This is a genomic window from Xanthomarina sp. GH4-25, assembly GCF_045363175.1.
Lineage (GTDB): Bacteria > Bacteroidota > Bacteroidia > Flavobacteriales > Flavobacteriaceae > Xanthomarina.
The window spans coordinates 375,889-390,100 of the sequence record NZ_JBJFLO010000002.1 but is presented as its reverse complement, the minus strand read 5'-3'; the positions used below and the strand labels follow the sequence as shown (position 1 = coordinate 390,100).

At 32.6% G+C, this 14,212-nt stretch carries 13 protein-coding genes; 10 read left to right on the top strand and 3 right to left on the bottom strand.

Translation table 11 applies throughout. The features are described 5' to 3' along the window. The first annotated feature begins 25 nt into the window (after positions 1-25). The 4 genes from tilS to ACI5KZ_RS04400 all read left to right on the top strand — a co-directional run bounded on the left by tilS (position 26) and on the right by ACI5KZ_RS04400 (position 6,045). A complete protein-coding gene (tilS, locus tag ACI5KZ_RS04415; RefSeq protein ID WP_406847021.1) occupies positions 26-1,348 on the top strand; it encodes a tRNA lysidine(34) synthetase TilS in 1,323 nt (440 codons plus the stop codon). Further along, a complete protein-coding gene (locus tag ACI5KZ_RS04410) occupies positions 1,338-3,332 on the top strand; it encodes a protein-disulfide reductase DsbD family protein (RefSeq protein ID WP_406847020.1) in 1,995 nt (664 codons plus the stop codon). The genes tilS and ACI5KZ_RS04410 overlap by 11 nt, the downstream gene beginning before the upstream one ends. A 127-nt stretch (positions 3,333-3,459) precedes the next feature. Beyond that, positions 3,460-5,079: an adenine deaminase gene (gene ade / locus ACI5KZ_RS04405; protein WP_406847019.1), complete on the top strand. Its 1,620-nt coding sequence runs from the start codon at positions 3,460-3,462 to the stop codon at positions 5,077-5,079. A gap of 3 nt (positions 5,080-5,082) precedes the next feature. Then, positions 5,083-6,045, top strand: a complete 963-nt coding sequence (locus tag ACI5KZ_RS04400; RefSeq protein ID WP_406847018.1) for a YheT family hydrolase — start codon at positions 5,083-5,085, stop codon at positions 6,043-6,045. Between the two features lies 1 nt (position 6,046). Here ACI5KZ_RS04400 and ACI5KZ_RS04395 read toward each other — a convergent pair whose 3' ends face one another. Continuing rightward, positions 6,047-7,024, bottom strand: a complete 978-nt coding sequence (locus ACI5KZ_RS04395) for an NAD(P)H-dependent flavin oxidoreductase (RefSeq protein ID WP_406847017.1) — start codon at positions 7,022-7,024, stop codon at positions 6,047-6,049. A 219-nt stretch (positions 7,025-7,243) separates the two neighbouring features. Between ACI5KZ_RS04395 and ACI5KZ_RS04390 the strand changes: the two genes are divergently transcribed. The 6 genes from ACI5KZ_RS04390 (at position 7,244) to ACI5KZ_RS04365 (ending at position 12,604) form a co-directional block, all read left to right on the top strand. Continuing rightward, a complete protein-coding gene (locus tag ACI5KZ_RS04390) occupies positions 7,244-8,782 on the top strand; it encodes a YifB family Mg chelatase-like AAA ATPase (protein ID WP_406847016.1) in 1,539 nt (512 codons plus the stop codon). 166 nt (positions 8,783-8,948) lie between these two features. Continuing rightward, on the top strand, positions 8,949-9,452 hold the full coding sequence (locus ACI5KZ_RS04385) for a hypothetical protein (protein ID WP_109309631.1): 504 nt from the start codon (positions 8,949-8,951) through the stop codon (positions 9,450-9,452). A 7-nt stretch (positions 9,453-9,459) separates the two neighbouring features. Beyond that, entirely contained in the window at positions 9,460-10,167 is a 708-nt protein-coding gene (locus ACI5KZ_RS04380; protein ID WP_109309630.1) for a hypothetical protein, read from the top strand. A 158-nt stretch (positions 10,168-10,325) separates the two neighbouring features. Beyond that, positions 10,326-11,027 (top strand): hypothetical protein, encoded by a 702-nt coding sequence (locus ACI5KZ_RS04375; protein ID WP_109309629.1) that lies wholly within the window; start codon positions 10,326-10,328, stop codon positions 11,025-11,027. Between the two features lie 49 nt (positions 11,028-11,076). Beyond that, positions 11,077-11,790: a hypothetical protein gene (locus ACI5KZ_RS04370; protein WP_165815837.1), complete on the top strand. Its 714-nt coding sequence runs from the start codon at positions 11,077-11,079 to the stop codon at positions 11,788-11,790. Then, on the top strand, positions 11,777-12,604 hold the full coding sequence (locus tag ACI5KZ_RS04365; RefSeq protein WP_406847015.1) for a sensor histidine kinase: 828 nt from the start codon (positions 11,777-11,779) through the stop codon (positions 12,602-12,604). The genes ACI5KZ_RS04370 and ACI5KZ_RS04365 overlap by 14 nt, the downstream gene beginning before the upstream one ends. 20 nt (positions 12,605-12,624) lie before the next feature. Here the strand turns inward: ACI5KZ_RS04365 and ACI5KZ_RS04360 are convergent, their stop codons facing one another. Next, the gene (locus ACI5KZ_RS04360) at positions 12,625-13,332 is read right to left on the bottom strand and encodes an RluA family pseudouridine synthase (protein ID WP_406847014.1); all 708 of its coding nucleotides are present in this window, start codon (positions 13,330-13,332) and stop codon (positions 12,625-12,627) included. 39 nt (positions 13,333-13,371) lie between these two features. Then, positions 13,372-14,190, bottom strand: coding sequence for a 3-methyl-2-oxobutanoate hydroxymethyltransferase (panB, locus tag ACI5KZ_RS04355; RefSeq protein WP_109309626.1), 819 nt, complete (start codon positions 14,188-14,190; stop codon positions 13,372-13,374). Between the last annotated feature and the right edge of the window lie 22 nt (positions 14,191-14,212).

The window sequence follows — 14,212 nt, the reverse complement described above, 5'->3', positions numbered from 1 at the left end:
GTATTAAAAATCATTTCTGATAAATATGCTTAAAGCTTTTCAAAATCATATAGAACAAAATCTAAAATTTCTAAGGGAGGCCAAAGTTCTTATAGCGATATCAGGAGGTTTAGATAGTGTTATATTAACACATCTTTGTAAAGATTTAAAGTTGAATATAAGTTTAGCTCATTGTAATTTTAATTTAAGAGGCAATGAAAGCGATGCAGATGAAGAGTTTGTTTTACAATTAGCAGAAGACTTAGAACTAGAAGTTTTTGTTGAAAATTTCGATACAGAAACATTTGCCAAAGACCATAAATTATCCACTCAAATGGCTGCTCGTGCTTTACGTTATCATTGGTTTCAAGAATTGGCAGAGCAACTTCAGTTTGATTATATTCTAACAGCGCATCATGCAGATGATAATCTGGAAACGTTTTTAATAAATTTATCCAGAGGAACAGGGTTAGAGGGGTTAACCGGAATTCCAGAAATTAATGGGAAAGTTATAAGACCTTTATTGAATTTCTCAAGAGAAGAATTAGAAACTTATGCATTAGAAAATAAAATTGCATGGACAGAAGATAGTAGCAATGCTTCAACCAAATATCTCAGAAATAAATTGCGACATGATGTGATACCTGTATTAAAAGAAATAAACCCACATTTGCTTCAAAATTTCCAGAAGTCACAAACATATTTACAGGATTCAAGAGTAATTGTGGAGGATAGAATTGAACAGGTTTTAGAAAAAGTAGTTGTAAGAATGTCTGAGAATGAAATTCATTTCAGCATTTCAAATATTAAAACGCTAACAAATCCGAAAGCTTATTTGTATGAAATTCTAAAAGAATATCATTTTACCGAATGGCAGGATATAGTAGATTTATTGGAGGCTCAAACCGGAAAACAAGTGCTTTCTAAATCGCATAGATTATTGAAAAATAGAGACGAATTGATTTTATCTCACATAAGGTCAGGTGACTTATTAAAATCTATAGTTATTGCTCAGGAAACCAAAAATGTAAAAACGGCTTTAGGAAATTTAGTTTTCGAAATTACAGAAAGCTTAGATACTTCAAGTAAGTCGACAATTTATGTTGATAAAGATTTGTTAAAATATCCATTAACAGTAAGAAAATGGGAAAAAGGAGACTATTTTTACCCTTTTGGTATGGAAAACAAAAAGAAACTAAGTAAGTTTTTTAAAGATGAAAAATTTTCCATGTTAGAAAAAGAAAATACTTGGTTGTTATGTTCGAATAATGATGTGGTTTGGGTTATGAACCATCGAGCAGATAACCGATTTAAAACAACAAATAATACCAAGAGCATACTTAAAATTTCGCTTCATAATGAAACATAAATTAGCCCTATTTATTACATTGTTTTTTACAGCTTTTATTGTTCACGCCCAGGTTTTAAATCCTGTAGTTTGGACTGGAGAAACTCAAAAAATATCTGAAACAGAATACCATTTAATTTTTAAAGCAGATATTGAAAAACATTGGCATTTATATTCTCAAGAGATGCCAGAAGGAGGTGCCTTACCAACCGAGTTTATTTTTGATTCTTTAAGTCAGATAAACAATTACAAGCTAATTGGAAAAACCCAAGAAAGTCCATATATAACGGCCTACGACAAAGTGTTTGAAATGGATTTGAATTATTTTGACAAAGAAGCAACATTCACTCAAAAAATAGAAGTTTTAAATCCAGAACTGAAAACCATAGTAGTAGAAGCATCTTTTCAAGCTTGCGATGACGAGCGTTGTATTTATCAAAGTAAAATGGTAACATTCGATTTAACAAAAGCTACTTTAGTTACAGAAAACCCTACAGATTATGTAGAGGACGAAACTAAAACAGTTATTAAAGAAAATATTGAGCCAGTAAATACTGATAATGAAAGCAAAGGCTTATTAGCCATTTTTTTTACAGCTTTCTTTTTAGGATTCCTAGTTTTATTGACACCATGTGTGTTTCCAATGATTCCAATGACCGTGAGTTTCTTTACCAAACAAAGTAAAACCAGAGCTTTAGGAATTAAAAATGCCTTGTTATATGGCTTTTTTATCATCGTGATTTACACACTTTTAGGAACAGCTATTTCGGCTCTTTTTGGAAGTAATGCCATGTACGAATTCTCAACTGGAGTAACCTTCAATGCCATTATGTTTATTGCATTACTAGTATTTGCATTTTCATTTTTGGGAGCATTCGAAATAATGCTGCCAAACTCTTGGGTAAACAAAGTAGACAGTGGTGCCAATAGAGGAGGCGTGGTTGGTATTTTCTTTATGGCCTTAGCTTTAGCTGTGGTATCATTTTCATGCACATTTCCAATAGCAGGAACTGCCTTATTGGATGCAGCAACAAAAGGTGGGATAGCACCTATTATAAGTATGTTAGGTTTTTCTTCAGCCATAGCCTTACCATTTGGATTATTTGCATTCTTCCCAAGTTGGTTGAATTCTTTACCAAAGTCTGGTGGTTGGCTAAATACAGTAAAAGTCGTTTTAGGGTTCTTAGAGTTAGCCTTTGCTTTTAAATTCTTATCGATGATTGATTTGGTATTAGAATGGCACTTCTTAGAAAGAGAAGTCTTTTTAGCTATTTGGATTGCCATTTTTGGAACGCTAGGCTTGTATTTGTTAGGCAAAATTAAACTGCCACACGATTCGCCTTTAGAACATATTTCAGTTGGTAGATTGTGTATGGCTATCTTAGCTTTGTCATTCACTTTATATATGATTCCTGGACTTTGGGGAGCACCTTTAAAACTAATTAGTGGGTTTCCACCACCTATGAGTACAAATAGCGAATCGCCTTATGGTGTTGGTTTTATGAAAAAACAAGTGTCAGCTTCTGGAGAATTTGTAGCTAAAGAATTACCGAATGATGCACACTTTGGACCAAATGATTTAATTGCTTTTCACGATTACGAAACGGGTATGGCTTATGCTAAAAAAGTGAATAAACCTGTGATGTTGGATTTTACAGGCTTAACTTGTGTTAATTGCCGAAAAATGGAAGAACAGGTTTGGGTCGAAGATGAAATTTATGCCTTGTTAGACAACGATATTGTGTTAATTTCATTGTATGTGGACGATAGGACCAAACTTCCTGAGGCTGAACAATTCGAATCTGAACTTACTGGAAACAAAGTAAGGACTTATGGACATAAGTGGTTAGAATTCCAGCAAACAAGATACAATACCAATGCACAACCATTGTACGTTATTCAGAATTTAGAAGGTGAAGATATTAGTCCTGCTGTTGGTTATACACCAGATGTTGAAGAGTATTACAATTGGTTGAAAAAAGGGATTGAGAATTTTAAGAAATAAACAACTTATATAAAATTGAAAAGCGAGACTTGTTCTCGCTTTTTTTTTAAAAATTGTCATGCTGTGCTTGCCTGCACTGGGGGAGTCGAGGTGAAGCAACTAAGTCTAGAATGATTAAATTTGAATTATGATATTAAAAGGAAATATAGTCGATATTCAGAACAAACGCATTTTTAAAGGTGAAATTACCATTAAAGATGGAAAGATTTTTAATATAGAAGAAAAGCAACACGATGTCAATCGTTATATTCTTCCAGGATTTGTAGATGCTCACATCCATATTGAAAGTTCTATGTTGGTTCCAAGTGAATTTGCTAGAATTGCTGTAAAACATGGAACGGTTGCAACGGTTTCAGATCCACATGAAATTGCTAATGTTTTAGGGGTTGAAGGCGTGGAGTTTATGATTGCCAACGGAAAGAAAACTCCTTTTAAATTCAATTTTGGAGCACCTTCTTGTGTGCCAGCAACTAATTTTGAATCTGCTGGAGCTATGATTGATTCCGAAGGCATTAAAGCCTTAATGGCTAATCCTGACATTAAATATTTGGCCGAAATGATGAATTATCCTGGCGTTTTATTTGATGATGAAGAAGTCATGAAAAAGATAGCATGGGCAAAACACTACAATAAACCTATTGATGGACATGCTCCAGGTTTACGAGGCGACGATGTGACTAAATACATTCAAGCTGGAATTAGTACAGATCATGAGTGTTTTACTAACGAAGAAGGTTTAGAAAAACTTCAAAAAGGGATGAAGGTTCTTATTCGTGAAGGTTCAGCTGCTAAAAATTTTGAAGCACTTATCGATTTACTTCCTGAACATTATGAAAACATGATGTTTTGTAGCGATGACAAGCATCCAGACGATTTGTTATTACATCATATAAACAATCTATGTGCAAGAGCTATTGCTAAAGGCATGGATATTTTTAAAGTCTTAAAGGTAGCTTGTGTTAATCCTGTTAAACATTACAATTTAGATGTTGGTTTGCTTAATATAGGAGATTTTGCCGATTGTATAGTGGTTGAAGATTTAAAAGATTTTAAAACGCTTCAAACCTATATCAACGGAGAATTGGTTTTCGATCAAGGGGTTTCAAAATTACATTCTGTTCCTTTTGAAATTCTAAACAACTTTCATACAAATAAAAAAGACCTTTTAGACTTTAGGTTTGAATCTACAGCCAAAGAAATTAGAGTGATTGAAGCTTTGGAAGGTCAGTTAGTTACCAACGAACTGATTGAAGAAAGCATGTTGCAAGACGGAAATTTAGTTTCAAATGTTGAAAAAGACATTTTAAAAATGACTGTTGTAAACAGGTATCAAAATCAGAAACCTGCTATTGCCTTTATAAAGAATTTCGGACTTAAAGAAGGTGCTATAGCTTCTTCTGTTGGACATGATTCGCATAACATCATAGCAGTAGGAGTAAGCGATGAAGCTATTTGTAAAGCTGTTAATTTACTTATTGAAAACAAAGGTGGTATTTGTGCAGTTTCAGATACAATGGAAAAAGGGGTGGCATTGCCAGTTGCAGGAATTATGAGCGATCAGGATGCAAAAACAATTGGAAAACAATATGCTGAACTTGATAAAATGGCAAAACAATTAGGAAGCACACTACATGCACCTTATATGACTTTGAGTTTTATGGCTTTGTTAGTGATTCCGTCATTAAAATTGAGCGATAAAGGACTATTTGATGGAAATACGTTTCAATTTACAAATTTAGAAGCTTAGAGCATGCCAGTTATAGAATCTACCTACAAGGCACCTTATTTCTTTAGAAAGGGTTTTGTATCAACTGTTTATTCAGGATTGTTTAGAAAAGTAAGTGGTCTGATTCAAAAAAGAGAACGGATAACCTTGTCTGATGGCGATTTTCTGGATTTAGACTGGAGTTATTCCGAAGGAAAAACAGAAAGGCTCATCATTATTCTTCATGGCTTAGAAGGGAATGCGCAAAGACATTACATCACTGGTACAGCCAAGCTTTTTAATCAGAATCATATCGATGCAGTTTCGGTTAATTTTCGTGGTTGTAGTGGCGAAGATAACTTGTCTTATCGTTCCTATCATTCTGGTGAAACCGAAGATTTAAAGCAGGTTATTCAACATATTTTAAACACAACAGAGTACTCCGAAATTTATATTAAAGGTTTTAGTTTAGGAGGGAATGTGGCATTAAAATATTTGGGTGAAAACCAACATATTCCAGCGCAGATTAAAGCAGGAATTGCTGTTTCTGTCCCTTGTTTTTTAGCTGGTTCAGCTAAAGAATTACATACATTTAAAAATAAAGCGTTTCATGATAAATTTAAACGAAATTTAAAAGCGAAATTACTATTAAAATCAAAGCAACATTCTGATAAACTGAAAGATAAGATGATTGTTTCAATTAAAACTTTAAATGATTTCGATAATCTATACACTTCTAAAGCACATGGATTTAAGGATGCTCAAGACTATTATAAGCAGAGTAGTAGCTTACAATTTCTTCCAAACATCAATATTCCGACCTTACTTATAAATGCGCTTAACGATTCGTTTTTATCTGCAGAATGTTATCCTGTAAAAGAAGCAAAAAACAATCCCAAACTGTTTTTAGAAATGCCAAAACACGGAGGTCATGTTGGCTTTTTTCAAAGAGGAGGTTTTTATTACAACGAAAAACGAGCTTTAGAATTTGTGCAACAGAATGTATAAATTACTTATAAACTTCTAAATACTTAATCTGTTCTTCAATAGCGATTATAAAATCTTTTTTAAGTTCAGAAACTAATTCAGAGACTTTTGGAGCATTATGAATGTTAGTAACCCCTTGTCCAGCAGACCAAATGGTTGCCCAAGCTTTAGCATCGTCTTTATGAACCGTTAATTCTTCGCCAAAATCGACTTTTTTCTTTCTTTTAAGCATTTCCTCAGTAATTCCCATAGCTTCAATACTAGGACCTAAAAAGTTAGCAGCAACACCAGAAATAGCTGCTGTATAAACAATATCGCTAGCTCCTGAGTCAATAATCATTTCTCTATATTCCTTTGGTGCTTTACTTTCTTGAGTATTTATAAAGCGGGTTCCCATATAAGCCAAATCGGCTCCCATTTGTAAGGCAGAAGCAATATCTCGACCTGTACTAATGGTTCCAGCAAGTAAGATGGTTTTCTTGAAAAAGCTTTTAATTTCAGCCACCAAAGGCATTGGGTTGATAGTTCCTGCATGCCCACCAGCTCCAGCTGAAACTAATATTAATCCATCTACGCCAGCTTCAGCTGCTTTTTCTGCATGACGTTTTTTTATGATATCATGAAACACCAAGCCTCCATAGGAATGAATTGCATTTACCAATTCAGGAACAGCACCTAAAGAGGTAATAATTAAAGGTACCTGATGTTTAACACATAACTTTAAATCGGCTTCTAAACGAGGGTTTGTATTGTGAACAATAAGATTAACTCCAAAAGGAGCAGCTTTTTCACCTGTTTCTTTTTCAAATTCTGAAAGTGCTGTTTTTATTTCTATCAGCCATGCTTCAAAACCTTCACTTGTTCTTTGGTTAAGTGCCGGAAACGTCCCTACAATACCATTTTTACAACATTCAATCACTAATTGCGGACCAGAAATTAAAAACATAGGTGCTGCAATAACTGGTAATGTTAAGTCTTTTATAAAGGATGGTTTGTTCATGATGCTTTTTTTTATTTATATAATATTCTTAATTTTCAACAGGGAATCAATCATACTATTTTTTTGTTAAACAATGTTTAAGATGACTTCAACTACAAAGATACCAATCTAAATCGTTGTTTTAAATGATTTATTTCAGATTTCTTACTCACTTTTTTGCAGTGTTTGGTCTTAGTTTTAATAAATGTTTTTTCTTACATTTATGGAAACCAATCAATTATGCTTAGAAAAGTCTTTGGAAGTGCTGTTTTTGGAGTCGAAGCTACTACAATTACCGTCGAGGTAAATGTAGATACAGGTATTGGGTATCACTTAGTAGGTTTGCCGGATAATGCCATTAAGGAAAGTAACTATAGAATTGCTGCAGCTTTACAGAATAATGGCTTTAAAATTCCAGGTAAGAAGATTATTATCAATATGTCTCCAGCCGATTTACGCAAAGAAGGATCAGCATACGATTTAACCTTAGCCATGGGTATTTTAGCAGCCACCAATCAAATTCAAGCTGACGATTTAGAAGATTATCTTATTATGGGCGAGCTGTCTTTAGACGGTTCTTTGCAACCCATTAAAGGTGCATTACCCATTGCCATAAAAGCCAAAGAAGAAGGTTATAAAGGGTTTATTCTTCCTATTCAAAATGCGAAAGAAGCTGCTATTGTTTCAGGACTTAATGTGTATGGTGTTGAAACCATAGAGCAAGTCATCAATTATTTTGATAAGGGTGAACCTTTAAATCAAACCATTATTAATGTCGAGGAAGAGTTTAATAAAAGCCTCAATTTTCCAGAGTTTGATTTTTCTGATGTTAAAGGTCAAGAAACCATTAAGCGTTGTATGGAAATTGCGGCAGCTGGTGGACATAACATTATTTTAATTGGACCTCCTGGCGCAGGAAAAACCATGCTTGCCAAACGATTACCAAGTATATTACCACCAATGACTTTACATGAGGCTTTAGAAACCACTAAAATCCATTCGGTTGTTGGGAGAGTCAAAGAAAATACAGGACTTATGGCTCAAAGACCGTTTAGAAGTCCGCATCATACTATATCGAATGTTGCTTTGGTTGGAGGAGGCAGTTACCCACAACCTGGAGAAATTTCCTTATCACATAATGGGGTTTTATTTTTAGACGAATTGCCTGAGTTTAAACGGGAGGTATTAGAAGTGATGCGTCAGCCGTTAGAAGACAGAGAAGTGACTATTTCCAGAGCGAAGTTTACGATTACCTATCCTTCATCTTTTATGTTGGTTGCCAGTATGAATCCGAGTCCGAGTGGTTATTTTAATGATCCAAATGCTCCTGTAACATCTTCACCAGCCGAAATGCAACGTTATTTAAGCAAGATTTCTGGACCTTTATTGGACAGAATAGATATTCATATAGAAGTAACGCCAGTGCCTTTCGAAAAGCTGTCCGATACCAGAAAAGGGGAATCTTCCATAGATATAAGAAAGCGAGTAACAGCTGCGAGAGTTCTTCAAACGAAACGTTTTGAAGATTCTAAAGCAGTACATTACAACGCTCAAATGAACACCAAGCAAATTAGAAAACACTGTTTGCTAGATGATGCTTCCATGCAGCTATTAAAAACAGCCATGGAGCGATTAAACTTGTCTGCTAGAGCGTACGACAGGATTTTAAAAGTTTCCAGAACTATTGCCGATTTGGAAGGAAGTGAAGATATAAAAGGATCTCATATTAGCGAAGCTATTCAATATAGAAGTTTAGATAGAGAAGGTTGGCTAGGTTAATCTTATGTAAAAGTATGATTTATAATGAGATATGAGTTGATAGTTTGAATTTCACGATAATGAATTGAAACAAGACTTTAAGTCAGCCAATTATACTAACGGAAAATTGAAAGAATTTTCAAACATTTTTAATACATTTAGAATCTAATAACCAATCATTTTAATTATGAAAAATTTAAGCTTATTAATTTTAGGAATTCTTATTGGGGCATTTGCTACCTACTATTTTTGCTCTACCTGTGAAAACAATACCGAAGTTGCCATTGTAGCTCCAAAAGGACTGATTACACCAGAAGAGGCCAAGACCATGGACCAAGCGTTTAACAGCAGACATGCTTTAATTAGCGACTCTATAGTGAAACGTCCAGACAACCGTTCGGCTTGGTGGTCTTTAGAAGACATGAAAAATTATTTAAAATATGCCGAAAACGAATCTAAGGAGTTGGGTTACACCATGGATGGTGTACGTGTATACTTAGGAGCCTATCCTACAGAAGCAGAAGTAGGTTACACCACCATGTTTATGGTGCCAACAGGTGTTGAAAACATCTCTCAAGGAAATAGTAGCTTATTCAATATGTTGCCACCTGGAGGAGGAGATATTCCTGGAGGGAACGGGTTGAATGATGGTAATATGGGAAATCCACCTCCATCAAATTATCCACAATAAGCATATTGTGAGAGAATTTTTATACGAATATTATTCACCAGTAACAAAATGTTTCATAATATTCGCTTTTATTGTTGGTATTCTAGTCTATAAAAAATATAAAAAAACGCAAGTAAAATATTTTATTTGGTTTTTAGGTTGGATTGTTTTTTTGGAAATTGTAGGTAGTTATCCTTTGTATTTGCAAAACTCAGGTTTATCCCATTTAATTAAAGGTACTTTGATAGAACAAAACTATTGGTGGTACACGATATCTTGGGCATCAACTGCAACCATATTTTATTCATGGTTTTTGAGCCAAAAGTATGAGTCAAACATTTTCAAAACAATAATAAAACTTTGTATATATGGCTATGTATTGGTTATACTAGTGTCTGCAATAATTGATTATAAAATTATTTTTGGAATTAGACCAACCTATATAACAGTTTTAAATGTCACTATTATAATTTTAAGCACAGTTTTTTATTTATATAATTTGATAAATTCTGAAAAATTATTAAATTCTTTTAAGTCTCTTTATTTTTATGTAGCTATAATTTTGCTCGTTTGGTGGCTAATTACAACTCCATTAAGCTTTTTTGAAGTTTATAATTCAGATTCTGATTGGGATTTTGTAACAATTAAATGGACAATTACATTAATTGCAAATATCTTTATGTATTTAGGTTTTGCATTAGCCTTATTATGGTGTGATCCAGAACAAGAAATCTAATTTTCAACTTAATAAATAGTACATGAAAAATTATTTAAAATATGCCGAAAACGAATCTAAAGAGTTAAAATGCTTTTAAGTATTATAATAATAGCATGATATGTGTTTTAAATAATATGTACATCGAAACTTAATTTATTTTATAAGCAATCTAAAGGATGAAAGACTTCCTAATTAATAATTATAAGTTTGTAAATTTGGTTGTAGTTTTTATTGCAGCTATAACAGGTTTAATTTTAATTAAAAAATATAAAGACACCTCAGTTAGATTTTTTATTTACTTTTTAGTTTATGTGTTTTTTGCTCAAGTTTTTGGCTTATACGCTAGAATCTTAAATTATTTAGACCTTTATTATCTTATAGAAAATACTGTTATTAAATTCAATTTTTGGTGGCATACTATTACTTGGTATCTGGGTTCTGCCATCTTTTTTGTTTGGTATTATAGAAAGCTACTTAAAAACAAATTTTTAAAAAACATACTTCAATACGCTTTAGTATTGTTCCTAGCTATCTCGATAGGAGGTATTGTTATTAATTTTCAACATTTTTTTGTAGGCACATTTAAAAGTATTAGAATTGGTAATATGTCCATAATCATGTTATGTGTGTCTTTTTATTTTTACCAAATATTGCATTCCGAGAAAGTATTGGACTTTTATAAAGATATTCATTTTTATATAAGTACTATTGTTTTAATCTGGTTGTTGGTAACCATTCCATTAGTACATTTTATTTGTGGTAATGCAGCCATAGACCCTAATCAAGCAGAATTAAAATGGCTGATCATGCTTTATGCTAATATCTTTATGTACCTTTCTTTTACTGCAGTACTAATAGTATCAAAATCTAAAAAATGATTATTATAAAATTTATATCCTATAGGAATAAATTAAATTATGGAACCCTGTGATTGAATTTATAACTAGTCATTTTAATTTTATCGTTTATACTTTTGAGATACTTGCTTTATTAGTAGGCTTGTATTTTTTTAATAAAACAAGATGCAAATCCACAAGAATTTTTGTTTTCTATTTGGGATATGTTGTTTTTGTTGAGCTTGTTGCTTTTTCTTTAATGTACTTAAAATCCACTGTACTAATCTCGTATTTAATACGTATTGGAATTAGAACCACAAGCTGGTTTAATTTGTTTTGGTTATACGGCAGTATTTTATTTATAATTTTTTATTACCACTCACTATTTTTTAACCTTAAATTTAAGTTGTTTTTAAAAATAATGGCGATACTGTTTTCAATGGTTATGTTAAGCCATTTTATAATTTTCCCTAAAATATTTTTAACAGTACATCCTCCTCTTTATCAAATATCTGGATTAATTGTCACGTTATTTTGTGTTTCTTTATATTTTATAGAATTCTTAAATGGTGAAAATGTATTTAATATATTTAGAACATTAAGTTTTTATGTTACAATTGGACTTTTTGTTTGGTGGTTAATTGTATCACCAGTTATCTTTTTCAATAATTATAATACTAGTGCAGATTGGGATTTTGCTAATTTAAAACGAAGAATTTTTTTATTCGCTAATATATTTATGTATACTTGTTTTACAGTTGGTTTTATTATTTCTAAGCCTAAATCTAATAATGAAATTATTTAATACTTATTTATTTCTTCAACAACCTTCAGTTTCTACATCAGCAGAACGCTACTTATTAATTTATATGATTGGTGTTTTGTTTATAGTTACGGCTTTGGTTGTGATATTTTTTATTGTTTTTCAGAAACGTAAAAACAAGCTTTTATTAGATAAAATTAAACAACAACAAGCTTTCGACGAAGAGATTGCTCAAACCCAAACAGAAATTCAGGAACAAACCTTAAAACATATAGGTTGGGAATTACACGATAATGTGGGGCAACTTTTAGCTTATGCCAGCATGCAATTAAATATGCTTTCTGCTAAAATTCCTGAAGATATGAAAGGAACATTGAATCTGACAACCGAAACAATAAAAGAAAGCTTAAAAGAGGTGCGTTCTTTGTCAAAATCTTTAAATAATGATGTGATTTTAAATATTGGTTTTGAAAAATCTATAACCAATGAGTTGGATCGATTAAAACGAATGAAGTTTGCTTCTGCCGAATTAAAGATAAAAGGTGAAAATAAATCTTTAAATAATAAAAAGCACGAAATTATCTTGTTTCGAATCTTACAAGAATTCTTTTCTAATTCAGTAAAGTACTCTGAAGCACAAAACTTAAAAGTTGAGTTAGAATATGTAAATGATGACTTGATTATTATCGCTTCAGACGATGGAAAAGGCTTTGATGTTGAAACAGCTAAAAAAGGTTCAGGACTTATAAATATGAAGAGTCGAGCTGAGCTTATAAAAGCTAAATTTGACTTGTTTTCTAAACCTAACGAAGGTGTTAAATTAACGATTACCTATCCTTTAATTTCTGACAATTAACACGAATAAGTAAAGAAGCTTTAAACACAGGCATCCCAAACTGGATCTTTTGGTAAAGGAGCAGTGACATCAATATAGTCGTTGGAAACAGGATGTACAAATTGTAGATTTCTTGCATGTAAACTAATGCTTGCGTCTTTATTACTTCGGTTAAAACCATATTTTAGATCTCCTTTAATTGGACAACCAATACTCGCTAATTGCACACGAATTTGATGATGTCTGCCAGTTTCTAAAGTGACTTCTAAAAGATAATAGGAATCCAATTCTTTTATAACCTGATAATGTAGTATTGCCTTTTTACCATCAGGAATTTCCTTTGGATAAGCTGTAGATTTATTGTTTTTCGGATTCTTTTTTAACCAATGAATTAAGGTGTCCTTCTTTTTAGTTGGTTCTTGCTTTACTAAAGCCCAATAGGTTTTATTGGTTTCTTTATCGGCAAATAACTTATTGAGTCTCGGTAAGGCTTTACTGGTTTTAGAGAACATAACAACTCCAGTAGTTGGTCTGTCTAACCTATGTACCACACCAAGATATACATTGCCAGGTTTGTCGTATTTTTCCTTAATATATTCTTTAACAACGTCGCTTAATGGTTTGTCTCCTGTTTTGTCACCTTGAACAATATCACCAGTACGTTTATTAACAATAATAATGTGATTGTCTTCGTATAGAACTTGAAGGTTTTCTTTATTTGAAAGTATTTTATTTGAATTTTTTGCCACTAATACACGAATAATTAATATTGCTACCAACACTAAACACTAGTATTGCTCCTCATCATTTGGGAAATCTTTAGTCTTCACATCATCAACATATTGAGAGATAGCTGTTGTCATGTCTTCGTATAAGTTCATATAACGTCTTAAAAAACGAGGATGAAACTCATGAGTCATTCCAATCATGTCGTGTAATACCAATACTTGTCCATCTACGCCTTGTCCAGCACCAATACCAATAACTGGAATAGAGATGCTTTCGGCCACTTCTTGAGCTAATTTGGCAGGTATTTTTTCTAAAACAATAGCAAAACATCCAGCTTTTTCTAGCATCAATGCGTCTTGTTTTAATCTCGCTGCTTCTTCATCTTCTTTAGCACGAACAGTATAAGTTCCAAATTTATAGATGGATTGAGGTGTTAAACCCAAATGTCCCATTACTGGAATTCCTGCATTTAGAATACGTTTAATAGATTCTTTAACTTCTTTTCCTCCTTCTAGTTTTACTGCATGACCTCCAGACTCTTTCATAATTCGAATAGCAGAGCGCAAGGCTTCTTTAGGATCACTTTGGTAACTTCCAAATGGCAAATCTACAACCACCAAAGCACGTTCTACAGCTCTTACCACAGAAGATGCATGATAAATCATCTGATCTAAAGTAATAGGTAAAGTAGTTTCATGTCCAGCCATAACGTTGCTAGCAGAATCACCTACCAGAATAACATCTATTCCAGAACCATCTACAATTTTAGCCATGGTATAATCGTAAGCTGTAAGCATAGAGATTTTTTCACCATGAGCTTTCATGTCTACTAAGGTTTTTACAGTAATTCTTTTATATTCTTTTTTTGCTACAGACATAGTAAGAGATTGATTTTTATAG